Consider the following 23,458-nt stretch of genomic DNA (forward strand, 5'->3'; position numbering starts at 1 on the left):
CCGGCCGCGCCCGCCGCTCCGGCCCAGGCCGCCCCGGCACCTGCCGCACCCGCCCCGGCTGCTCCGGCTCCGGCCGCCGCCGCCCCGGCTCCGGCCGCACCGGCCGCGCCTTCCGGTGACGACGGCGCGTACGTCACGCCGCTGGTCCGCAAGCTCGCCGCCGAGAACGGCGTCGACCTGGGCGCGGTCAAGGGCACCGGTGTCGGTGGCCGCATCCGCAAGCAGGACGTCGTCGCCGCCGCGGAGGCCGCCAAGGCCGCCGCTGCTCCGGCTCCGGCCGCCGCCGCCGCTCCCGCGGCCAAGGCCGCGCCGAAGCTCGAGGCGTCGCCGCTGCGCGGTCAGACGGTCAAGATGACCCGCATGCGCAAGGTCATCGGCGACAACATGATGAAGGCCCTGCACTCGCAGGCGCAGCTGACCTCGGTCCTCGAGGTCGACATCACGAAGCTGATGAAGCTGCGCAACCAGGCGAAGGAGTCCTTCGCCGCCCGTGAGGGCGTCAAGCTGTCCCCGATGCCGTTCTTCGTGAAGGCGGCGGCCCAGGCGCTGAAGGCCCACCCGGTCGTCAACGCCCGGATCAACGAGGACGAGGGCACCATCACGTACTTCGACTCGGAGAACATCGGCATCGCCGTGGACGCCGAGAAGGGTCTGATGACCCCGGTCATCAAGGGTGCGGGCGACCTGAACATCGCCGGTATCGCGAAGAAGACCGCCGAGCTGGCCGGCAAGGCCCGCGGTGGCGGCCTCACCCCGGACGACATGTCCGGCGCGACCTTCACCGTCAGCAACACCGGTTCGCGCGGTGCGCTGTTCGACACGGTCATCGTCCCGCCGAACCAGGCGGCCATCCTGGGCATCGGCGCCACCGTCAAGCGTCCGGCGGTCATCGAGACCGCCGAGGGCACCGTCATCGGCGTCCGCGACATGACGTACCTCTCGCTCTCCTACGACCACCGTCTGGTGGACGGCGCGGACGCCGCCCGTTACCTGACCACGGTCAAGGCGATCCTGGAGGCGGGCGAGTTCGAGGTCGAGCTCGGCCTCTGAACCGGCCGGCTGTAACCAGCCTCACCAGCGGCGCCCCCGTCCGGAACCCTTCCGGGCGGGGGCGCCGCCGTATTGTCTAGACACCAGCCGGTCACCCCCGGCCGCCGTGTCGGCGCAGGCAGCACCGGTTCGCCCCCGAAGGAGCCCCCCATGACCCCGCCCGTCGTCCACTCGCTGCGCGAACAGATCCGCGAGCACATCGTGGAAGGGATAGTCAGCGGGCGCTGGAAGCCGGGTGAGCGCATCGTGGAGCGCCGCATCGCCACCGAGCTGGAGGTCAGCCAGACGCCCGTGCGCGAGGCGCTGCGGGAGCTGGAGACGCTGCGGCTGATCGAGTCGGCGCCCAACAAGGGCGTCCGGGTGCGCAATCTGACCGCGGCCGATCTGGAGGAGAGCTATCCCGTACGGGCCGGGCTGGAGCAGATCGCGGCGGAGCTGGCCGCCCCCGCGCTCGGCGAGGACTGCTCGGCGCTCACCCCGCACGTGACGGCGCTGTACGAGGCGGACCGGCTGGCGGACGGCGAGGCGCAGGTGCGGCACACGGTGGCCTTCCACCGGGAGATGGTGCGCGCCGCGGGCAACGCGGTGCTGCTGCACACCTGGGAGGGGCTGGGCATCGAGGTGTTCACGGCCCTGTCGATCCGCTGGCTGGGCACGGTGCAGAAGTCGTACGCGGAGGAGCACGAGGCCCTCATCGAGGCGTTCCTGCGGCGCGACCCGGCGATCGCCGTGCTGGTGAAGGAGCACGTCCTCGGGTGCGCGCCGCGCGCCTGAGCGGTACGGCCTGTCGCCCATCTGTGGGGACAGGCGCTCGGCCGTGCGGGCCGGTGCCCGTTTCACCCCCTTGATCCCGTCACTCCGTGCCCCGTTTCGCGGCACCGCATGCCACTTTTCTTCATATCGAGAAGTTTTGCCCTTCACCCTTTGATCGATCATCGATCGGCGACTTACAGTTCAGTCGCGGGCCCACCGGCCCGATCGCCCTGTCCTGCCAGTCAGGGCCTTCTCCACCCCCCTCCACTCCGGAAGGCGGCGATCATGACCGACCCCGTAGCACAGCTTCCGAGCGAGCTCGACCAGCTCCCGGACCGCGACCCCGAGGAGACCGCCGAGTGGGCGGCCTCCCTGGACGCCGTCACCAAGGCCGCGGGCCCGCACCGCGCCGCGTACCTGATGCGGCGTTCGCTCCAGCACGCTGAGGGCGCCGGCATCGCGCTGCCCAAGCTGCTGGAGAGCGATTACGTCAACACCATCCCCACCTCCGCCGAGCCCGAGTTCGACGGCGACCTGGAGATGGAATCGAAGATCACCGCGTGGAACCGCTGGAACGCGGCCGCGATGGTCACCCGTGGCGCCCGGTACGGCGTCGGAGGCCACATCGCCACGTTCGCCTCGGCGGCCTGGCTGTACGAGACCGGCTTCAACCACTTCTTCCGCGGCAAGGAAGGTGACGGCTCCGGCGACCAGCTCTACATCCAGGGCCACGCCTCGCCCGGCATCTACGCCCGCGCCTTCCTCGACGGCCGCCTCTCCGAGCAGCAGCTCGACAACTTCCGCCAGGAGTCCGGGGGCGACGGCCTGCCGTCCTACCCGCACCCGCGGCGGCTGCCCTGGCTGTGGGAGTTCCCCACCGTCTCGATGGGCCTCGGCCCGCTCTCGGCGATCTACCAGGCGCGCTTCAACCGCTATCTGACCAACCGCAGCATCAAGGACACGTCGAACTCGCACGTCTGGGCCTTCCTGGGCGACGGCGAGATGGACGAGCCCGAGTCGACCGCCGCCCTCGCCCTCGCGGCGCGTGAGCAGCTCGACAACCTGACCTTCGTCATCAACTGCAACCTGCAGCGCCTCGACGGCCCGGTCCGCGCCAACTTCCGCGTGGTCCAGGAGCTGGAGGGCGCGTTCCGCGGCGCCGGCTGGAACGTCATCAAGACGCTCTGGGGCAACGCCTGGGACGAGCTGTTCCAGCTGGACACCACGGGCGCGCTGATCCGCCGCCTCCGCGAGGTCCCGGACGCGCAGTTCCAGACGTACGCGACGCGCGACGTGGCCTACATCCGCGAGCACTTCTTCGGCGCCGAGCCCGCCCTCGCCGAGCTGGCGAAACTCCTGAGCGACGCGAAGATCGCCGAGTGTTTCTACAGCTCCCGCGGCGGCCACGAGGCCCGCAAGGTCTACGCGGCCTACCGCGCGGCCCTGGAGCACAAGGGCGCGCCGACCGTGATCCTGGCCCAGACGGTCAAGGGCTACACGCTCGGCAAGGGCTTCGAGTCCAAGAACGCCAACCACCAGATGAAGAAGCTGTCGGTCGACGAGTTCAAGGGCATGCGCGAGCTGCTCGGCCTCCCGATCCCGGACAGCGCCTTCGAGGACGGTCTCGTCCCCTACGGCCACCCGGGCGCCGACTCCCCCGAGGTCCGCTACCTCCAGGAGCGCCGTGCCGCCCTCGGCGGTCCTGCCCCCGCCCGCCGGGTGCACGCCGTGGCGCTGCCCCAGCCGGAGGAGCGCGCGTTCAAGGCCCTGTACAAGGGGTCCGGCAAGCAGGAGATGGCCACCACCATGGCGTTCGTCCGCCTGGTGAAGGACCTGATGCGGGACAAGGAGACCGGCAGGCGCTGGGTTCCGATCGTCCCGGACGAGGCCCGTACCTTCGGTATGGAGTCGCTGTTCCCCTCGGCCGGCATCTACTCGCCGCTCGGCCAGACGTACGAGCCGGTCGACCGCGACCAGCTGATGTACTACAAGGAGGCCAAGGACGGCCAGATCCTCAACGAGGGGATCACCGAGGCCGGGGCCATGGCCGACTTCATCGCCGCCGCCTCGTCGTACGCGACGCACGGCGAGACGATGATCCCGTTCTACATCTTCTACTCGATGTTCGGCTGGCAGCGGACCGGCGACCAGATGTGGCAGCTCGCCGACCAGCTCGGCAAGGGCTTCATCGTGGGCGCCACGGCGGGCCGTACGACGCTGACGGGTGAGGGTCTCCAGCACGCGGACGGCCACTCGCACCTGATCGCGTCCACGAACCCGGCGTCGCTCAACTACGACCCGGCGTTCGCGTACGAGATCGCGGTGATCGTCAAGGACGGTCTGCGCCGGATGTACGGCCCCGAGGCCGAGAACGTCTTCTACTACCTGACGGTCTACAACGAGCCGAAGCAGCAGCCCGCGATGCCGGAAGGCGTCGAGGACGGCATCGTCAAGGGCCTGTACCGCTTCAAGGAGGGCGTGCCCGCCGAGGCGGACGCCCCGCGCCTCCAGCTGCTCGCCTCCGGTACGGCGATCCACTGGGCCCTGGAGGCCCAGGAGCTGCTGGCCGCCGACTGGGGTGTCACGGCCGACGTCTGGTCCGCCACCTCGTGGGGCGAGCTGCGCCGCGACGCGCTGGAGTCCGACGAGGCACTGCTCCGCGGCGAGGAGCGCGTGCCCTACGTGACCCAGGCGCTCTCCGGTGCGCCGGGCCCGGTCCTCGCGGTCAGCGACTGGATGCGCGCGGTCCCGGACTCCATCAGCCAGTGGGTGGAGCAGGACTGGTCCTCGCTCGGCACGGACGGCTTCGGCCTCTCCGACACCCGCCAGGGCGCCCGTCGCCACTTCGGTGTCGACGCCGAGTCCGTCGCGGTCGCCGCGCTGGCCCAGCTGGCCCGCCGTGGCGAGATCTCGGCCTCCAAGGTCAAGGAGGCCCGGGAGAAGTACGGCATGTGAGTCCGCGCGGGGGCGGGTACCGGGTCGCCCGGTACCCGCCCCCGCCGCGTTCTCCGCCGCGTCCTCAGCCGCGTGCTCCGGGCGCCCCACAATGGGTTCATGCGTGCTGCCCGGCTGATCAAGATGGTGCTGCTCCTGCAGTCCCGGCCCTCCATGACCGCCTCACAGCTGGCCCGGGAGCTGGAGGTCTCGGAGCGCACCGTGACCCGGGACGCCCAGGCGCTCTCCGAGGCTGGTGTGCCCGTGTACGCCGACCGGGGCCGGGCCGGCGGCTACCGGCTCGTCGGTGGCTACCGGACGCGGCTCACCGGGCTCGCCCGCCACGAGGCCGAGGCGCTCTTCCTGTCCGGGCTGCCCTCCGCCCTGCGCGAGATGGGGCTCGACGACGCGGCGTCGGCGGCCCGGCTGAAGGTGACGGCGGCCCTGCTCCCCTCGCTCCGGGACGCCTCGCGGACCGCCGCCCAGCGCTTCCACCTGGACGCCCCGGGCTGGTACCAGGATCCGGCCACTCCCGAGCTGCTGCCCGCCGTCGCGGAGGCCGTCTGGGACGACCGGCTCGTCCTGGCGCGCTACCGCCGCCGGGCCTCGGACGAGGTGGAGCGGGAGCTCGCTCCGTACGGTCTCGTCCTGAAGGCCGGGGTCTGGTACGTCTGTGCCCGGGCCGGGGACGACTACCGGGTGTACCGGATCGACCGGTTCGCCTCCGTCGACGTGTCGGAGACCCGGTTCGTCCGGGACGAGGGCTTCGACCTGCCGCGCTTCTGGGCGGATCGGGCCGCGCAGTTCGCCCGGTCGATCCTGCGCACCGAGGTGACCGTACGGCTGTCGGAGGACGGCGTACGGCGGCTCCCCCACGCCGTGGACCGGGCCGCGGCCGACGAGGCGCTGGCGGGGGCCGGGGCGCCGGACGCGGAGGGCCGGCGCACGGTCGTCCTGCCGGTCGAGTCCGCCGAGGTGGCGTACGAACAGCTGCTGGCCCTCGGGCCCGAGGTGGAGGTCCTGGCCCCCGCCGCCCTGCGCGAACGCTTTGCCGGTACGGCCGAACGACTGCGCGACCTCTACCGCTGAAGGGACCCGGAAGTGAGGCCGAAGGCTTCAATTCGGTGTCTGGGCGTGCGTCGCCCGCCGCCGGGGCAGATGCTGGACCCGTGATGGACGAGACGGAGTTCTGGGAGATCATCGACAGCACCCGCGAGGCCGCCGAGGGCGACCCCGAGGACCACGCCGACCTGCTCGTCGAACGGCTGGTGCGGCTCGATCCCGACTCCGTGCTGGACTTCGCCAGGCACTTCGAGGCCCGCTACAACCGCGCCTACCGCTGGGACCTGTGGGGCGCGGCGGCCGTGCTGCTCGGCGGGGCCAGCGACGACGCCTTCGACTACTTCCGCTGCTGGCTGATCGGCCAGGGCCGGGAGGTCTTCGAGGGCGCGATGCACGACCCGGACAGCCTGGCCGAGCTGCTGGACGACTTCGACGACGAGCTCGACGGGGACGGCGAGGACATCGGCTACGCCGCCGACGAGGCCTACGAGCAGCTCACCGGGGCCGTCGCCCCCGACCTGGGGCTGCCGCCGCAGGCCGCGGAGCCGGCGGGTACGCCCTTCGGCTTCGACGACGACGCGGCGCTGGCGGAGCGCTACCCCGCGCTCTGGGAACGCTTCGGTCCGGTCTGATCCGCGCCCGGCTGCCGTCCGCCCGGTTCAGGCCGTCAGCGAACGGCCCATCAGGACGTCGTCGACGTACCGCCCGCCCAGGAAGAACTCACCCGGCAGGACGCCCTCGACGGCGAAGCCCTCGGCCTCGTAGAGCGCCCGCGCGGCGCTGTTGTGGCCGAGCACCCGCAGGGTGAGCCGCCCGGCGCCCTGCCGCCGCGCCTCGGCGTACGCGGCGCGCAGGAGCGCCCGCGCGACGCCGTGGCGCCGCGCCCAGCCGGCGACCGCGAGCCCCTGTATCTGGCGTACGTGCGCGTTGCAGGCGAGAGGCGTCGGGCGGGCGAGCCGCAGATATCCGGCGATGCGCACCTCGACCCCGCCTGCGGCGGCCTCGGCCACCAGGATGTCCTCCGGCCGGTGCCGGTCGTCGAAGAACGGCTCGTACGGCGGCTGCGGCCTCGGCTGTACGGCGTGGAGGGTCGACCAGGTGGCCCGGTCGAGCTCGCCGAGCGCGGGCCCGTCCCCGGGCACGGCGGGGCGGACGGGGCGGAGGGAGCTGAAGCGCGGCGCGGACATGCGCGCCACTGTGCCATGCGGGTTCCGTGTCACCGGAGGCCCATGGGGCAGGATGGTCGTCATGCCGCGCTCACGCATCGCCGTCACCGGATCGACCGGACTCATCGGGGCGGCGCTCGTGCGCTCGCTCCGCGCCGACGGGCACGAGGTGGTGCGCCTGGTGCGCCGCCCGGCCGCCACCGGTGACGAGGTGGAGTGGGACCCGAAACGCCAGTACGTCGATGTGGCGGGCCTGGTCGGCTGCGACGCCGTCGTCCACCTCGCCGGGGCCGGGGTCGGGGACCACCGGTGGACCGAGGCGTACAAGCAGGAGATCCGTGACAGCCGGGTGCTGGGCACGGCGGCCGTCGCCGAGGCCGTGGCGTCCCTGGACACCCCGCCGAAGGTGCTGCTGTCCGGGTCGGCCATCGGCTTCTACGGCGACACCGGTGACCGTGCCGTCGACGAGGGCGCGCCGCCCGGTGAGGGCTTCCTGCCGTCGGTCTGTGTGGAGTGGGAGGAGGCCACGGCTCCCGCCGAGGAGGCGGGCGTCCGCACGGTCCACGCACGGACCGGTCTGGTCGTCTCCCGGCGGGGCGGCGCCTGGGGCCGGCTCTTCCCGCTGTTCAAGGCGGGGCTCGGCGGCCGGATGGGGGACGGCCGGCAGTACTGGAGCTTCATCGCGCTGCACGACCACATCGCGGCCCTGCGGCACATCCTGGACACGGAGACGCTGTCCGGGCCGGTGAATCTGACGGGCCCCTCCCCCGTCACCAACGGCGAGGTGACGGCCGCCATGGGACGGGTGCTGCGGCGTCCGACCCTGTTCACCGCCCCGGCGCCCGCGCTGAAGGCGGCGCTGGGCGAGTTCGCCGGGGACGTCCTGGCCAGCCAGCGGGTGCTGCCCGGCCAACTTCTCGACTCGGGCTTCGCGTTCGCCTTCCCCGGCATCGACGACGCCATCCGCGCCGCACTGCGCTGACCACGGCCCGGCGCCGTCCGGGCCCCGCACCGGGCCGCCGTGCGACCCCGTGCTCCGGTGCCCGGGGTGCGCGCGACTGCGCCTCTCTCGGCCATACGCCTAGCCTCATCCCGAACTCGGGCATTCCGGGGGCCTGTTGGGGGCAATAGCCCCCCAGCAGTCGCACCGACTCGGGGAGGGGCACGTGATCGGGGCACACACAGCGGACCACGCGGATGTGGTCATCATCGGGGCCGGGATCGCCGGCCTGTCGGCGGCCCACCGGCTGATCGGCGCAGGGGTGGGCGTCAGCGTCCTGGAGGCCGCCCCGCACGTGGGCGGCCGGATGGCCACCCAGGACCTGGACGGGTTCCGGCTCGACCATCTGGGTCCGCTGCTCAGCTCCGCGTATCCGGAGCTGAGCGGCACACCGGGGCTCGAAGGGCTGGTGCTGCGGGACTTCGCCCCCGGGGTGCTCGTCCACAGCGGGGGGCGGCGGTACAGCGCCGGGGACGTGCGGAGCGCGAGGGGCGCACTCCGCGCCGTACGCTCCCGGCCGAGCGCCCCTCACGCCCCCCTGGGCGGGGCCATCGAACAGGCCAGGCTCGGCGCCTGGCTGGCCCGTCTCGCCACCACCGGGGACTCCCGGATCCTGGCCCGGCCCGACAGGACGGCACTCGACGCCCTGTCGGCGCGGGGCCTGCCGCCCCGTACGGTCGGCGGCTTCCTGCGCCCGCTGCTCTCGGCGCTGCTCGCCGACCCCGGGCTGACCACGTCCAGCCGTATGGCCGACCTCGCGCTCCGGGACTACGCGCGCGGCGGGCTCTGCGTGCCCTCGGGCGGCTCGGCGACGCTGCCCGAGCTGCTGGCGGCCTCCCTGCCGCCGGGGACCGTGCGCACCGGGGTGCATGTCACGGGGGCCGACATCACCTCCGTACGCACCAAGGAACACGGTGAGCTGAGCTGCCGGTCGCTCCTGCTGGCCACCGGCGCGGGGGCCGCCGCCGAACTGCTGCCCGGGCTGCGGACGCCCGCCTTCCACCCGGTGACCGTGCTGCACCACACCGCCCGGGAGGCACCGCCGACCGGTGGCCGTCTGCTGCTGGACGCGGACCGCTCGGGTCCGGTCGCGCACACCGTCGTGATGAGCGAGGTCGACCCCTCGCGCGCCCCGCGCGGCCGGGCGCTCATCACCTCCACGGTGCTCGGCACCCCGCCCGGGGACCTCGACGGCGAGGTACGCGCCCATCTGGCCAGGCTCTACGGCACCCCCACCGGCGACTGGGAGCTGCTGGCCGCCCGTCACGACCCGGAGGCGGTCCCGGCCATGCCGCCGCCGCACGATCCGCACCGGCCGGTCCGGCTGCTCGCCGGGCTGTACGTGTGCGGCGACCACCGCGACACCAGCACCGTCCAGGGCGCGCTGCGCTCCGGCAGGCGCGCCGCCTCGGCGATCCTCACGGACCTGGGGGTGCGCCTGCGGCAGGGCGACGGGACGGAGCTGCCGGCCGCCGCCTGAGGCCGGTCAGCCGAGCGCGGCGACCCGGTCGCGGTAGCCGCGCACGGCGACGGCGTCGCGGTACGGCTCCAGGCGGCGCTCGAAGTCGCGTACGTACTCCGTGGCGCGCACCGACCGCATCTCCGCCGCCTGCTGGGCCGCCTCGGCGCCCAGCAGGCAGGCCTGGTCCAGCTCGCCGAGGCCGAGCCGCGCGGAGGCGAGCACCACCCGGCAGAACAGCCTGCTCCGGGCGTACGCCGGCGCGCGCAGCTGGAGCGACCGCTCGGCGTGCTGCGCGGCGACGCGGTACTGCTGGAGGTCGCGGTGGCAGTGGCCGAACTCGTCGGCGAGCTGGGCCTCGTCGAAGTACCGGGCCCAGTACGGCACGTCGTCCCCGGGCCGGGAGATCCCCAGCGCGCGTTCCGCCCGCGCCAGGGCGGCGACGCACTGCCTGGTCTCCCCGAGGACGCCGTGCCCCCGGGCCTCGACCGAGTGCAGCAGGGCCAGCACGACGGGCGGCGCCGACGAGCCGATGCCCTGCTGGGCGACGCGGGCGAGCTGGACGGCCTCCCTGCCGTGCCCGAGGTAGACCGCCTGCCGGCTCATCGTGATCAGGACGAAGGCGCCGTACGCCCGGTCCCCGGCGGCCTGGGCGAGCCGGAGGGCCTGGACGAAGTAGCGCTGGGCGAGGCCGTGCGCCGCGATGTCGTACGAGGTCCATCCGGCGAGCCGGGTCAGATCGGCGGCGGCCGCGAACAGCCGCCGGCCCAGCGCCTCGCCGTAGCTCCCGCGGAGCATGGGCTCGGCCTCGTGCTCCAGGTACCGGACGAGGGCCTGCCTGGCGTGACCGCCGCCGTAGGCGTTGTCCAGGGTGCGGAAGAGCTCGCCCACCGAGCGCAGGGCGGCGACGTCACCGCTGCCGACCCGCTGGCCCGCGCCGCGGTCGGTCTGCCGCTGGCGCGGGACGCCGAGGAGCGGCGGGGCGGGCGCGGGCGGACGGGAGGGCGCGGGGCCCCGGGTGGCGCCGGGCCGTGCGCCGTTGGCCCCCGCCCCGTACGCCGTGCCGGGGGCGGCGGGCCCGTGCGGGGGCCGGTTCCCGTGCCCCTCGGCGGGCGTACGGGGACCGGGCAGGCCGGCGGAGCCGTTCGCACGGTCCTGCGGCTCGCCGCGGCCGACCCATTCGTCGGCCCGGCCGATCAGCCAGTCCCTGCTGGGGACGACCAGTCCGGCGGGCGTGAACGCGATCTTGCGCAGCTCCGCGTGGCTGCCGGAGTCCTTGCGCCAGAGCCCGCTGACGATGTCGACGGCCTCGGCGGGCGTGGCCGCGAACTCCAGGCCGGCGTAGACGGGCGCGCACGCGTCCAGGCCCAGGTCCTGTGCGGAGAGCCGGCGTCCCAGCCGTCGGGTGAAGACCTCGGCGATCAGCGCGGGGGTGGTGCCCCGGGGCTGCTGGCCGCGCAGCCAGCGGGTCACCGAGGTCTTGTCGTATCGCAGGTCGAGCCCGTGTTCGAGGCCGAGCTGGTCCACCCGGCGGGCCAGGCCCGCATGGGAGAACCCGGCCTCCGCGATGAGGGCAGCGAGCCGCCGGTTCGGGGTGCGCTGCGGAGGTCGTTCCGACATCAGCTGTAAGGTCTCCTGCCTTCGGCGCCGGGCGGGCAGCCCTTACGGGCTCCCCCACGTTTGGGAGCGGGCGAGCCCGTTATGGAACGGCGCGAACTTAACCGCCCCGGCGGTGGCGGCGACGGCCTTCGCTCCACGTTCATCCGATCGTGTGAGGATTGTCGGATCGCTGACGGAAGGCGCCCTGTCCGTAACCTGCCGGACGCCGTCCTCCGGAGCGGTCGTACAGTGGCTCAGGGCGCACATCAGTGCATGGTGACGTGGCTCCGGGGACTCCCCCCGGCCCTCCGGCACCGCGAGTAGGGAGGCACCCGAGTGAGTGAGCTGCGGTTCGTCCGTCTGGGATTCGGTGAGGAACGCGTCGACTACCAGGAGGCCTGGCAGAAGCAGCGCGAGGTTCATGCCGCCCGGTTCGAGGACACCGTCCCCGACACCTGCCTGCTCCTCGAGCACCCGTCCGTCTACACGGCGGGGAGGCGCACGACGGAGAGCGAGCGCCCGCTGGACGGCACCCCCGTCATCGACGTCGACCGCGGCGGGAAGATCACCTGGCACGGTCCGGGACAGCTCATCGGCTATCCGATCCTCAAGCTGCCCCGCCCGGTGGACGTGGTCGCCCACGTCCGCCGCCTGGAGGACGCCCTGATCCGCACGGCTGCGGAGTTCGGCGTGGAGACCAGCCGGGTCGAGGGCCGCAGCGGCGTCTGGGTCCTGGGCGACCCGGTCGAGGACCGTCCCGCGCTCGGCGGGCTCTCGCTCGACTTCGACCCCCGGCTCCACGACGAGGAGTTCGACCCCCGGCTGAACGGCCCCGAGTACGCGCCGTCCAACGCCGGGCAGCGCCGCGAGGACCGCAAGCTGGCCGCGATCGGCATCCGGGTCGCCAAGGGAGTGACCATGCACGGCTTCTCCCTGAACGTGAACCCGGACAACACCTCGTTCGACCGGATCGTGCCGTGCGGCATCCGGGACGCGGGCGTCACCTCGCTCTCGTACGAGCTGGGCCGCGAGGTCACGATCGACGACGTGCTCCCGGTCGCCGAGAGGCACCTGCGGGACGTCCTGGAGAACGCGGATCTCGCGCCCCGCGTCGTCGCGCCGAAGGAGCCGGTCGCGTCGGCGTAGGGAATAGGCCCTGTCGGCCACAGGTTGGCCAGACGCAAGGCCGTTCTAACCACGGGCGTACCCTGGTGTTCGCCGAAGAATCCAATGCAGCGAAAGCAAAGGGGTGCCGGAGTGTCCGGTGTCGCACCCGACGGGCGCAAGATGCTGCGCCTGGAGGTCCGAAACAGCCAGACCCCCATCGAGCGCAAGCCCGAGTGGATCAAAACCCGGGCGAAGATGGGCCCCGAGTACACGAAGATGCAGGCGCTCGTGAAGAGCGAGGGACTGCACACCGTGTGCCAGGAGGCCGGCTGTCCGAACATCTACGAGTGCTGGGAGGACCGCGAGGCGACGTTCCTCATCGGCGGCGACCAGTGCACCCGGCGCTGTGACTTCTGCCAGATCGACACGGGGAAGCCGCAGGCGCTGGACCGTGACGAGCCGCGCCGCGTGGGCGAGTCCGTCGTGACGATGGACCTGAACTACGCCACGATCACCGGCGTCGCCCGCGACGACCTGGACGACGGCGGCGCGTGGCTGTACGCGGAGACCGTGCGCCAGATCCACGCCCAGACCGCGGAGCGGGAGGGCGGCGCCACCAAGGTGGAGCTGCTGATCCCCGACTTCAACGCGGAGCCCGCGCAGCTCGCCGAGGTCTTCTCCTCGCGCCCGCAGGTGCTCGCGCACAACGTCGAGACGGTGCCGCGGATCTTCAAGCGGATCCGCCCCGGCTTCCGTTACGAGCGCTCCCTGGAGGTCATCACGCGGGCCCGCGAGGCCGGCCTGGTGACGAAGTCCAACCTGATCCTCGGCATGGGCGAGACCCGCGAGGAGGTCAGCGAGGCGCTCCAGGACCTGTACGACGCGGGTTGCGAGCTGATCACGATTACGCAGTACCTGCGGCCCTCCGCGCGGCACCACCCCGTCGAGCGCTGGGTGAAGCCGCAGGAGTTCGTCGAGCTGAAGGACGAGGCCGACGCGATCGGTTACTCGGGCGTCATGTCCGGCCCGCTGGTGCGTTCCTCGTACCGCGCGGGACGTCTCTTCCAGCAGGCGATGGAGCGGCGCGGTGCGACCGCCGCGACCGCCTCCGCCGTGTGAATCGGCGCACAGACAGCTACTGAGCGTCAACGCCCGCAACGACGCGGCCCGTACGTCCCCCGCAGGCAGGGGGCCCGTATGGGCCGCGTCGGCGTGCGCGCCGCCGAAATCAGAGTTTCATTGGTGTTTGACCGACCGGTCATGCACTGGTAACACCGAGCAGTGACCCTAGGTACATACGCGGTGGCTCCGCAGCCGCCGTCGTCATTGCTTCCCGCTACTCAGTGCGCGCCGGGCGCGCGCATCCGCTCCGAGGGGGAACACCCACGATGCACGCCGCACCGGTACGAGCCAACGCCATCCCGACCGTGACCACCGCGCTCCGCGCGGTCGAGTCGCTGCTCATGAGCAGCGGCCAGCGCACCGCCCGCCGCAACGCCTGGACGGCCGTCCTGGAGGACCGCCGCAGGGCACAGGACCGGGTCGAGGCGGAGCATGTGCTGAAGGCTGTGGCCGACCACCGTTCCTAGGTCGCTCCTGCGCCACGTAAACTTCGTTGCATGGCGAGGAAGGCAAACACTGAAGGCGCGGACAGCGCCGAGAACGCGGGGCGGCTCAAGCAGATCGCCCTGACCTACAAGATGACCAGGCGGTCGGACCCCAAGGTGGGTCTCGTCGTCGCGGGTGTGGGAATCGTCACCTTCGGTGTCCTCCTCGCGATCGGTTTCCTGATCGGTCACCCCGTCTACGCGGGCATCCTGGGCTTCGTCCTGGCCTTCCTCGCGATGGCGATCATCTTCGGACGGCGTGCCGAGCGTGCGGCCTTCGGACAGATGGAGGGCCAGCCGGGCGCGGCAGCGGCGGTGCTGGACCGGGTGGGCCGTGGCTGGACCACGACTCCGGCCGTCGCGATGAACCGCAGCCAGGACGTCGTCCACCGGGCGGTCGGCAAGGCCGGCATCGTCCTGGTGGCCGAGGGCAACCCGAACCGGGTGAAGAGCCTGCTGGCGGCCGAGAAGAAGCGGATGGCCCGCATCGTCGTCGACGTACCGGTGCACGACATCATCGTCGGTGACGGCGAGGGCCAGGTGCCGCTGAAGAAGGTGCGCACCACGATGCTGAAGCTTCCGCGGGTCCTGACCGGCCCGCAGGTGACCGCGGCCAACGACCGGCTCCGGGCGATGGGCGACCTGATGAGCAACATGCCGCTGCCGAAGGGCCCGATGCCGAAGGGCATGCGGATGCCGCGCGGCGGAAAGATGCGCTGACCGAGCACGTACGCGGAGGAGCGGCCCCGGACGACGTACACGTCCGGGGCCGCTCCTCTGCTCTCTGTCGTCCTCGGTTGCCCGTACGTCTCAGATGCGGACCTGGACGGCGCGGGCCAGCCGGTCGTGGAGGCCGCGGCTGTCGCGGTCCCAGACGATGGCCGGGATCACCAGGAGCAGCAGCACCGTCCGCAGGACGACCCGCACGGTGCCGAGCCGTCCGCCGTCCTCGGCGACGACCCGCAGGCCCATGATCCGCTTGCCGGGGGTGGAGCCGACGGTCCCGACGGTGAGCAGGCTCAGGACGAGGAAGACGCCGAGCGCCCAGTTCCCCGCGGCCTGCTGGTCACCGCGAGCGATCAGCCCGTATGCGATCAGCATGCAGGCGGCCCAGTCGATGAAAAGAGCCCCGAAACGCCGGCCGAGCGGGGCCACGGACCCCGGGCCTTCCTGGGGCAGACCGAGGCGCTCGCCCCGGTAACCGAAGTCGGCGCCCATCTCCTCGGCCGCCGCGCGGGGCCCCGAGAGCCACGATCCGATTGCTTGCCTGTTGTCCACCCGACCACGGTACTGCGCCCAGGTTTGCACCCCGCCGGGCGGGGCACCGAACACGTCGCTGAGGTGCTGACCACCGGCGCCCTGGTTAACTTGTGCGAAACAAATGGGTCATGCTGGAGAAATCCTGTCTGCCTATGGTCGGGTCCAGCGTGTGCCACCGCACTGGCCACACAGACGAGCTGCAACCCCGCCCTTTCCCGGGTCGGGAGTAGGAGGAGTTGGATGTTCCAGAACGCCGACGAAGTCCAGAAGTACATCGCCGACAACGACGTCAAGTTCATCGACGTCCGGTTCTGCGACCTGCCGGGTGTGATGCAGCACTTCACGATCCCTGCGGCGACCTTCGACCCGGCCGATGAACTGGCTTTCGACGGCTCGTCGATCCGCGGCTTCCAGGCCATTCACGAGTCGGACATGGCGCTCCGTGCGGACCTGTCCACGGCCCGTGTCGACCCGTTCCGCCGCGACAAGACGGTGAACGTCAACTTCTTCATCCACGACCCGATCACGGGCGAGCAGTACAGCCGTGACCCGCGGAACGTGGCCAAGAAGGCCGAGGCGTACCTCGCCTCGACCGGGATCGCCGACACCGCGTACTTCGGCCCCGAGGCGGAGTTCTACGTCTTCGACAACGTCCGCTTCCAGACGTCGGCGAACGAGAGCTTCTACCACATCGACTCCGAGGCCGGCGCCTGGAACACCGGTGCGGTCGAGAACAACCGCGGTTACAAGGTCCGCTACAAGGGCGGCTACTTCCCGACGCCCCCGGTCGACCACTTCGCCGACCTGCGCGCCGAGATCTCCATGGAGCTGGACAAGAACGGCCTCCAGGTCGAGCGCCAGCACCACGAGGTCGGCACCGCCGGCCAGGCCGAGATCAACTACAAGTTCAACACGCTGCTCGCCGCGGCCGACGACCTGATGCTCTTCAAGTACATCGTGAAGAACGTCGCCTGGCGCAACGGCAAGACCGCGACGTTCATGCCGAAGCCGATCTTCGGTGACAACGGCTCGGGCATGCACGTCCACCAGTCCCTGTGGTCCGGCGGCTCGCCGCTGTTCTACGACGAGCAGGGCTACGCGGGCCTCTCGGACATGGCGCGCTACTACATCGGCGGCATCCTGAAGCACGCCCCGTCGCTGCTGGCCTTCACCAACCCGACGGTGAACTCCTACCACCGCCTGGTCCCGGGCTTCGAGGCGCCGGTCAACATGGTGTACTCGCAGCGCAACCGCTCCGCCGCGATGCGTATCCCGATCACGGGCTCCAACCCGAAGGCGAAGCGCGTCGAGTTCCGCGCCCCGGACCCGTCGTCCAACCCGTACCTGGCGTTCTCGGCCCTGCTGATGGCCGGCCTGGACGGCGTCAAGAACAAGATCGAGCCGCCGGAGCCGATCGACAAGGACCTCTACGAGCTGGCTCCCGAGGAGCACGCGAGCGTCCAGCAGGTCCCGACCTCGCTCCCGGCGGTCCTCGACGCGCTCGAGGCCGACCACGAGTACCTCCAGGCCGGCGGCGTCTTCACGCCCGACCTGATCGAGACGTGGATCGACTACAAGCGCACCAACGAGATCGCCCCGATCCAGCTGCGCCCGCACCCGCACGAGTTCGAGCTGTACTTCGACCTCTAGGCTGTGAATTCCGCACGAAGGCCGCCACCCCGCTCCGGGGTGGCGGCCTTCGTGCGGAAGCAGGCTACTACTCGGGTGGTTCGGGGATCCGCCAGACGATCGTGAACCGGTCCGAGCCCGAGAGACTGAGTGGGCGTACAGGGCTGATCTGCTGGATCAGGTAGCCGAAGACCATGTGGTGGGCCTCTTCCGAGACCTCGTCCCAGGTGTCGGGCGTCACGATCATCACCTCGCGCATCAGGCTCGGATCCGACTCGTTCTCCAGCATTTGGGTCCTGTCGTCCCGGTCCATCGTCTCGTCGGCGCGCATCGCGCGGATCGACTCCGCGAGGAGGTTCGGCTCGCGGCGCAGGCGCCCGAGGATCTTCTGGCAGCCGTACTGGAAGGCCGCCTGCGCCTCCAAGGCCTCCCGGTCGGGGTTGCGGTAGCCGTACGGTGCGCCTTCGTCTGCCCCGACGTAGTCGCCCTTCAGCAGGTGCAGCAGAACCCGTAGTGCGTGTTCTGCCCCCTGCTCCTCGATGAACCGCAGCATCGCTTGGACCCATTGGTCCTCCGTCATCTGCGGCTCGTGCGGTACGGCCAGCGAGGGGTGGATCTCGATGGCTATGAAGGGGTTGATCAGCATTCCCATGACCAGTTCCGGGGTCCACCGGCCGTCCTCGCCTCCCCAGCCGCCATTGAGCAGCTCCTGGAACGACTTCAGGGCTCCGGACTCCCCTTCGCCGATCGCCCGCCACAGCGGCAGGAACCTGGCCGTCTCCGACTTCTCGTCGCGGGGCGGACTGCACTGGCCCGCCAGCACCAGGACAATGTCGTGAACGGTCTCCCAGCGCGGCACGCGTATCCCGTTGACCGCGGAGCGAACGGTCTCGTGACTCGCGGCCGACAGCCGGTCGTCCTCCCGGCGGCCGATGAGTTCGCTCATCTTCCGGAAGCTCAACCGGCCTGCGGCCCGGTGCAGTTCTTTCAGGGCTTCGGTCAGTTCCTTGTGAGGGCCGGAAGGTTGAGGAGCGGCGGCGGAAGCGGACAACGGGATTCCTCCTGCTCGAGTGTCAAGTTCCGTCCATACGGTAGAAGTCGCAGGCCAGGGCTGAGACAGGATTCGTCAAGTTGACCGGCCACCCGCCAAACCGTGACTCGCGGCCGTCCGGCGAAGTGAGCATGGAGACGGCGCCGACAGAGCGCCTTCGCCCAAGGAGTCGCCGAACATGCACATCCCTTCCTACGCTCATCACACGATCCGTGCCGCCGTGCTACCCGGCGTGCCGACGTCCCGGCAGGCGGGCGGCCTGGAGTGCCGCCTGTGCGGGAAGTCCTTCGGGGAGGACCTCACCGCCATCCCCCTCGGGCCGACGCCGACATCCGGCCTGTTCGGATGCCGCCCCTGTCTGACCCGGTTGGTCACCCGGGCACGACGGAACCGGGACGCCTCGCTGGCGCAGGACGCCGAGCGGGTCCACGCGGAGTCCACGGCCTGGCTGCCGGTGCGCGAGCGCCACCTCGCCCGGCTCGACCGCGTACGGGAAGCCGCTGAGGCAGTGGCTAAGGTGGCCGGAGACGAGGACACCGAGGCTCTCCGCATCGCCTGGCTGCTCATCTCGCTGGAGTCGGCGTATGCCTGGGTCCCGGAAGCACCTGAGCCACCCGCTTCCGCGGACCGTGCGGATACGGAGCTGAAGGACCAGGCCTTCCGGCTCGACCTGGCCATGATCACCGCGCGGGAGACAGTGGCGGAACGGCTCGTGTACCACCTGATCAATGAGGCGCAGCCCGAGGACCCCGAGATGTGCGGGGAGTTGGAATGTGCCGACGACTGTTCAGGGCGCCATGACTCCTCGCACATCGACTGCGGCCCTGACGCTGTCTTCGACGATCTGGCGGAGCACGGATTCACCGTGGAGCAACCGGAGCCCGAACCCCTGTCACCCCGCCTTGCCGCCCTCGTGGGGAAGGACACGGCCGAGGAGAAGACCCGACCGCTTCCGGACATCGAGGAGCACGCGCCAGCAGTCCTTGCACACTTCGGTATCACCGCGGACGACACGGAAGCCCTGGTGAGCGCGGCAGCTGTCGGCCTGGTCGCCGACGCCTGGCGTGAGGGGCCGCTGGATGAGATCCGCGCGGCAACCGACGGGCCGAGCGACGGGGAGATTTTCGCGCAGAGCGTCGATCTGTATCGCAGGGCCCATGCCGCTCTGACGGCCGCGCGCGACGACGGGCCCGAGTCGCTGCTCGCATTCGTGGCGGTCGCCTCGGACGTGGACCTTCCCTGGGCCGGAGGTTCGCGCTTCACACTGCGGATGGCGCCGTCGGGGTTCGTGGCGGAGTTGGTCCAACAGGTTGACGACCGGACCTGGTTCACCGGGGAGGTGATGCGCGAACAAGGCTGGCGCGCCGCGCTGCTGCACAGAGCGGCTTCGGCCACGTTCAAGGCGCTCCATCACTTCGGTATGCCGGGCTGGACCGGTGCCGTCGCCACGGCGATGGAGCGAATCGCCGTGCGGGACCGCTCGGGGGCACCTGAGTCGCTCACGGACCTCGAGGCGGTGGAGGCCGCTTTGCTCGAGGCGCCCGACCGGCTCGGGGCGGACGCCCTCGACTGGATCTCGTACCAGGCTCTGCTCGGCTAGCGCGCCCCATGAGCTGGGACAACCTCAGTCTTGTCATCCTTGCCGCCTTCGGCTGCCTCACACTCGTACTGACACAGGTAGGCGAGGTGCTGTCGAAGCTTCCGCAGATCATCCGCGCCTGGCGGCAAGTCCGCAACGAGCTGCACAATCCGACGGGTCATGATTGCCGGGAGACCTCGCAGGAGCACGATCGAGGTGTCGGATCCGGGCCCGCGGCAGCGCGTTCCGTTGGTACCCCCTGCCGGTGTGAAACCCGCGGAGAGCCGTCAGCACTGAGTACCGATGAGTGAATGCCCGACACCCCTCAAGTCGTATGTCCAGTGTGGAGCGTCCGGCTAATAATGTTCGCTGCATGTCGCCGGTGCACCGGTTGTGCACCGAACGACTTAGGGAGGGGCGTTGGTACAGGTCAGAGGCAATGCCGGCATGTACTTCGACCTCTAGGAGCGGGGTGGGCCGCACGGCCGGTCCACCGCGTTGAGCTCAGGAACACGGGTGAGGGCCGCCACCCCCAGGTCGGGGTGGCGGCCCTCACCCGTGTCCGAGCGGGCCGGTGTGCGCGTTCGCGTACGACGGAAGGTGTGATTAAAGATCCGTGAGAACACGCGTTTGGAAACGCCGGGACGGTAAACACGGTTCCTTGACAGCAGCTTCATACAACGTACGAGGTAGGAGACGCACCATGGGCATCATCGCCTGGATCATCATCGGTCTGCTCGCCGGCCTCATCGCCAAGGCACTGATGCCGGGCAAGGACCCCGGCGGCATCATCATCACGATGCTCATCGGTATCGCGGGTGGCCTCCTCGGCGGCTGGCTCGGCAAGGTCATCTTCGGGGTCGACTCCATCGACGGATTCTTCGACCTCTCCACCTGGATCGCCGCCATCGTCGGCTCGCTCATCCTCCTCGCCCTGTACCGCGTGATCACGGGCAACCGGCGCTCCCACCGCTGATCCGCCCCGCAGTCCTGCCGTCCGGCTCCGCCTCCCCCTGGGGGTGCGGGGCCGTTCCGCTGTCCGGAGCGCGGGGATCCGGTCGGGGCACGGCACCTAGACTGAAGCCTCTTCGGGCCCGGCAGCGCGGCCCAGGCCGGACAGGAGCGCGAAGGTGACAGCAGGGAACTCCGACGATCCGCCCGCCGAGGTGCTGGCGGACGCGGCTGCGGCGTTCGGGCTGCTGGCGTCGCCGCCGCGTCTGCACATCGTGTGGGCCCTGGCCGAGGGCGAGAGCGATGTGAGCGGGCTGGCCCAGCGTGTGGGCGGCGCCCTGCCCGCGGTGAGCCAGCATCTGACGAAGCTGAAGCTCGCCGGTCTCGTACGCTCCCGTCGGGAGGGGCGGCGGCAGGTCTATTTCGTCGACGACGCCGATGTGGTGACGGTGGTACGGCTGATGATCGGCCAGCTGACCACCCGTGCCGAGGGGGCTTCCCGCCCCCGTCTCCGTGACCTCGGTGCCTGAGGCCGTAACGGCAGGAAGTACCGATCCTGCGGGGCCCGGGGAGCAGGAGGCGCGGCAGGCGCGGCAGGCGCCGGGCGGACCGCCGTCCTGGTCCGGGCTCACCTCCCTCCAGGTGCTGCGGCAGCTGGACAGCGGGCCGCGGGGGCTCGTCGAGGCGGAGGCCGGGGAGCGGCTCGCCCGGTTCGGTGAGAACACGGTTCCGCCGTGGCGCACGGTCTCCTGGCCCCGCCGCCTCGGCGGAAGCCTGCGGGACCCGTTCACCGCGGTGCTGCTGTGCCTGGGGCTGGTGTCGGCCGCCGTGTCGGCCTGGGGCACCGCCGGGGTCATCCTTTCGCTGGTGGTGGTCAGCTGCGTGCTGCGGGCGGGCGGGGAGCGCCGGGCCGACCGGTCCGTGGCCGAGCTGCGGAAGCTGGTGGCGACCACGGCGACCGTGCTGCGGCGCACGGCGGAGGACGGGGCGCCCCGGTCACGGGAGCTTCCGGTCACCGAGCTGGTGCCCGGCGACGTGATCCGTCTCGCGCCCGGTGATCTGGTCCCGGCCGACGTACGGCTCCTGCGCGCGAGCGGCCTCACGGTGCATCAGGCGCCGCTGACGGGCGAGTCGGCGCCGGTGGCCAAGCACCCCGTCGACGTACCGGAGCCCGAGGGTGGTCCGTTCGACCAGCCGCAGCTGTGTTTCCAGGGCAGCAGCGTGGCGTCGGGCAGCGGTACCGCGGTCGTCGTACGGACCGGGGCGCACACCCGTTTCGCCGCCACCCGGACCGGCCCGGGGCGGCGTGCGGCCAGCGCGTTCGACCAGTCGGTGCACGGGATCTCCTGGGTCCTCATCCGCTTCATGCTGCTGACGCCGCCGCTGGTGCTCATGGCCAACGCGGCGCTGCGCGGCCGGGGCTTCGAGACGCTGCCGTTCGCGGTGGCGGTCGCCGTCGGGCTCACCCCGGAGATGCTGCCGGTCATCGTCACGACCACCCTGGCCCGCGGGGCGTCGCTGCTCGCCCGGGACCACAGGGTGATCGTCAAGCGGCTCCCCGCGCTGCACGATCTCGGCGCGGTCGATGTGCTGTGCCTGGACAAGACGGGCACCCTCACCCAGGACCGGCCGGTCCTGCACCGTGCGCTGGACGCGTGGGGACGGCCGGATACCGAGGTGCTGCGCTGGGCCGGCGTCAACGCCTGGTGGACGCTCCAGCTCGCCGATCTGCCGGCCCCCGACGCCCTGGACGAGGCGATCCTGGACGCCGTCGGGGAGGACGCGCCCTCGGCGTACGAAGGTGTGGCGGCGCTGCCCTTCGATCCGGTGCGGCGCCTGTCCACCGCGGTCGTACGCCGCCCCGGCCGCCTCGGGCTCCACACGACGGTGGTCAAGGGCGCCGTGGAGGCCGTGATCGAACGCTGTGCGCTCGCCGAGGACGAGCGGGCCCGGCTGCTGGCTCTCGCCGCGCGGGAGGCGCACGGCGGGCTGCGGCTCCTGGCGGTCGCCACCGCCGAACGGCCCGCCCGGAGCCGCGCCTTCACCACGGCCGACGAGCGCGGCCTCACCCTCCTCGGCTTCGTCGCCCTGCGCGACGCCCTCGCGCCGACCGCCGCGGACGCCCTGGAGGTCTTCGCGGACCGGGGCGTCGCCGTCAAGATCCTCACGGGTGACCACCCGGGCACGGCGGCCCGCGCCTGCCGGGACCTCGGGCTCGACCCCGGTGCCGTCCTCTGCGCCGACACCATCGAGGGCGTCACGGACGACGAGCTCGCGGACCTCGCCCGCCGCACCACCGTGTTCGCGCGGTGCGCTCCGGAGCACAAGGCTCGGATCATCTCGGCGCTGCGCGCCGGCGGTCACACCACCGGCTTCCTCGGCGACGGCGTCAACGACCTGCCCGCGCTCCGGGCGGCCGACGTCGGCATCTGTCCGCGTGACGCGGTGGACGTCGCCCGGGAGAGCGCCGACGTGGTGCTGGCCGAGAAGGACCTCACGGCCATCGCGCACGCGATCACCTCCGGCCGGCACAGCAGCGTGAACATCGCCACGTATCTGCGGATCACGCTCTCCTCCAACCTCGGCAACGTGATCGCGATGCTCGCCACGGGCCTGATGCTGCCGTTCCTGCCGATGCTGCCGTCGCAGATACTCGTCCAGAACCTGTGCTTCGACGCGGCCCAGCTCGCGTTCGCCTTCGACCGGCTCCACCCCTCCGCCCTGCGCAGGCCGACGGTGCTGCAACCCCGTCGCATCCTGCGGTTCATCACCGGCTTCGGGCTGCTGGGGGCCGCCGCCGACCTGGCCACCTTCGGCGTGCTGGCATTCGCCCTGCACGATGCCGGCGGTCCGGTCGGGGCCGGCGGGACCGGTGAGGCCGGTGAGGCCGCCTTCCACGCGGGCTGGTTCACCGAGAACCTGCTCACGCAGGCACTGGTGATGCTGCTGCTGCGTACGGGCCGCCGACCCGCCCCCGGCGCCCCCGTCAGCCCCGTACGGCGGGCCGCCGCAGGCCTGGCCGTCATCGGCATCCTGCTGCCGCTCTCCCCGCTGGGTCCGCTGCTGGGGATGACCGCGCTGCCGCCCATGTACTACCCGCTGCTCGGCGCGGTCCTCGCGCTGTACACGGTGGCGCTGAGGATCAACCGGTCCCGTTACGAGAAGGCGGGCACCGGGCGGTGACTCCGCCGGCCAGGCTTGTACAGTTGCGCAATCCAGCAATCTTTTTTTACGCGCGACGAGAGAGGACG

The 23,458-nt window shown here is 71.6% G+C and carries 20 protein-coding genes; 16 read left to right on the forward strand and 4 right to left on the reverse strand.

Going from position 1 to position 23,458, the window contains the following annotated elements; translation table 11 throughout:
• The 5 genes from sucB to JKV81_RS16000 form a co-directional block, all read left to right on the forward strand.
• Positions 1-1,050 (forward strand): 2-oxoglutarate dehydrogenase, E2 component, dihydrolipoamide succinyltransferase (gene sucB, locus JKV81_RS15980; protein WP_202076444.1); only part of this gene is annotated, 1,050 nt, incomplete at its 5' end.
• Between the two features lie 150 nt (positions 1,051-1,200).
• On the forward strand, positions 1,201-1,824 hold the full coding sequence (locus JKV81_RS15985) for a GntR family transcriptional regulator (RefSeq protein ID WP_099176320.1): 624 nt from the start codon (positions 1,201-1,203) through the stop codon (positions 1,822-1,824).
• 264 nt (positions 1,825-2,088) lie between these two features.
• Positions 2,089-4,758: a pyruvate dehydrogenase (acetyl-transferring), homodimeric type gene (gene aceE / locus JKV81_RS15990; protein ID WP_202076445.1), complete on the forward strand. Its 2,670-nt coding sequence runs from the start codon at positions 2,089-2,091 to the stop codon at positions 4,756-4,758.
• A 99-nt stretch (positions 4,759-4,857) separates the two neighbouring features.
• Positions 4,858-5,826, forward strand: coding sequence for a helix-turn-helix transcriptional regulator (locus JKV81_RS15995; protein WP_129262322.1), 969 nt, complete (start codon positions 4,858-4,860; stop codon positions 5,824-5,826).
• Positions 5,827-5,909: 83 nt separating this feature from the next.
• Positions 5,910-6,431 carry a DUF4240 domain-containing protein gene (locus tag JKV81_RS16000; protein WP_124277234.1) on the forward strand — a complete coding sequence of 174 codons (522 nt, stop codon included), beginning with the start codon at positions 5,910-5,912 and terminating at the stop codon, positions 6,429-6,431.
• Positions 6,432-6,458: 27 nt separating this feature from the next.
• Here the strand turns inward: JKV81_RS16000 and JKV81_RS16005 are convergent, their stop codons facing one another.
• Positions 6,459-6,986, reverse strand: coding sequence for a GNAT family N-acetyltransferase (locus JKV81_RS16005; protein WP_129262324.1), 528 nt, complete (start codon positions 6,984-6,986; stop codon positions 6,459-6,461).
• A gap of 61 nt (positions 6,987-7,047) precedes the next feature.
• On the opposite strand from JKV81_RS16005, the gene JKV81_RS16010 reads away from it, so the two are divergent.
• Together JKV81_RS16010 and JKV81_RS16015 are read left to right on the forward strand one after the other, a co-directional pair.
• On the forward strand, positions 7,048-7,947 hold the full coding sequence (locus JKV81_RS16010; protein WP_129262326.1) for a TIGR01777 family oxidoreductase: 900 nt from the start codon (positions 7,048-7,050) through the stop codon (positions 7,945-7,947).
• A 184-nt stretch (positions 7,948-8,131) separates the two neighbouring features.
• Positions 8,132-9,445 (forward strand): NAD(P)/FAD-dependent oxidoreductase, encoded by a 1,314-nt coding sequence (locus tag JKV81_RS16015; protein ID WP_202076446.1) that lies wholly within the window; start codon positions 8,132-8,134, stop codon positions 9,443-9,445.
• A 6-nt stretch (positions 9,446-9,451) separates the two neighbouring features.
• On the opposite strand, the gene JKV81_RS16020 is transcribed toward JKV81_RS16015, so the two are convergent.
• Positions 9,452-11,044, reverse strand: coding sequence for an NsdA family TPR-like regulatory protein (locus JKV81_RS16020; RefSeq protein ID WP_202076447.1), 1,593 nt, complete (start codon positions 11,042-11,044; stop codon positions 9,452-9,454).
• Positions 11,045-11,359: 315 nt separating this feature from the next.
• On the opposite strand from JKV81_RS16020, the gene lipB reads away from it, so the two are divergent.
• The 4 genes from lipB to JKV81_RS16040 all read left to right on the forward strand — a co-directional run bounded on the left by lipB (position 11,360) and on the right by JKV81_RS16040 (position 14,457).
• On the forward strand, positions 11,360-12,169 hold the full coding sequence (lipB, locus tag JKV81_RS16025) for a lipoyl(octanoyl) transferase LipB (protein ID WP_129262332.1): 810 nt from the start codon (positions 11,360-11,362) through the stop codon (positions 12,167-12,169).
• Positions 12,170-12,280: 111 nt separating this feature from the next.
• The gene (gene lipA / locus JKV81_RS16030; protein WP_129262334.1) at positions 12,281-13,249 is read left to right on the forward strand and encodes a lipoyl synthase; all 969 of its coding nucleotides are present in this window, start codon (positions 12,281-12,283) and stop codon (positions 13,247-13,249) included.
• 269 nt (positions 13,250-13,518) lie between these two features.
• Entirely contained in the window at positions 13,519-13,719 is a 201-nt protein-coding gene (locus JKV81_RS16035; protein ID WP_099176328.1) for an SCO2195 family GlnR-regulated protein, read from the forward strand.
• 30 nt (positions 13,720-13,749) lie between these two features.
• Positions 13,750-14,457, forward strand: a complete 708-nt coding sequence (locus JKV81_RS16040) for a DUF4191 domain-containing protein (protein WP_124276851.1) — start codon at positions 13,750-13,752, stop codon at positions 14,455-14,457.
• A gap of 90 nt (positions 14,458-14,547) precedes the next feature.
• Here the strand turns inward: JKV81_RS16040 and JKV81_RS16045 are convergent, their stop codons facing one another.
• Positions 14,548-15,015 (reverse strand): RDD family protein, encoded by a 468-nt coding sequence (locus JKV81_RS16045; protein WP_099176330.1) that lies wholly within the window; start codon positions 15,013-15,015, stop codon positions 14,548-14,550.
• 222 nt (positions 15,016-15,237) lie between these two features.
• Between JKV81_RS16045 and glnA the strand changes: the two genes are divergently transcribed.
• Positions 15,238-16,647 carry a type I glutamate--ammonia ligase gene (gene glnA, locus JKV81_RS16050; RefSeq protein ID WP_099176331.1) on the forward strand — a complete coding sequence of 470 codons (1,410 nt, stop codon included), beginning with the start codon at positions 15,238-15,240 and terminating at the stop codon, positions 16,645-16,647.
• Positions 16,648-16,714: 67 nt separating this feature from the next.
• Here the strand turns inward: glnA and JKV81_RS16055 are convergent, their stop codons facing one another.
• Entirely contained in the window at positions 16,715-17,572 is an 858-nt protein-coding gene (locus JKV81_RS16055; RefSeq protein ID WP_236056807.1) for a hypothetical protein, read from the reverse strand.
• Positions 17,573-17,855: 283 nt separating this feature from the next.
• Here JKV81_RS16055 and JKV81_RS16060 point away from each other — a divergent pair, with 283 nt between their 5' ends.
• The 4 genes from JKV81_RS16060 to mgtA all read left to right on the forward strand — a co-directional run bounded on the left by JKV81_RS16060 (position 17,856) and on the right by mgtA (position 23,390).
• Positions 17,856-19,277 (forward strand): hypothetical protein, encoded by a 1,422-nt coding sequence (locus tag JKV81_RS16060; RefSeq protein ID WP_129262338.1) that lies wholly within the window; start codon positions 17,856-17,858, stop codon positions 19,275-19,277.
• A 682-nt stretch (positions 19,278-19,959) separates the two neighbouring features.
• On the forward strand, positions 19,960-20,232 hold the full coding sequence (locus tag JKV81_RS16065) for a GlsB/YeaQ/YmgE family stress response membrane protein (protein WP_124276850.1): 273 nt from the start codon (positions 19,960-19,962) through the stop codon (positions 20,230-20,232).
• 154 nt (positions 20,233-20,386) lie between these two features.
• Positions 20,387-20,737, forward strand: a complete 351-nt coding sequence (locus JKV81_RS16070) for an ArsR/SmtB family transcription factor (RefSeq protein WP_124276849.1) — start codon at positions 20,387-20,389, stop codon at positions 20,735-20,737.
• Positions 20,721-23,390, forward strand: coding sequence for a magnesium-translocating P-type ATPase (gene mgtA / locus JKV81_RS16075; protein ID WP_202076448.1), 2,670 nt, complete (start codon positions 20,721-20,723; stop codon positions 23,388-23,390). The genes JKV81_RS16070 and mgtA overlap by 17 nt, the downstream gene beginning before the upstream one ends.
• Positions 23,391-23,458 lie beyond the last annotated feature (68 nt).

Source organism: Streptomyces silvae, assembly GCF_016745505.1.
In the GTDB taxonomy this organism is placed as follows: domain Bacteria; phylum Actinomycetota; class Actinomycetes; order Streptomycetales; family Streptomycetaceae; genus Streptomyces; species Streptomyces silvae.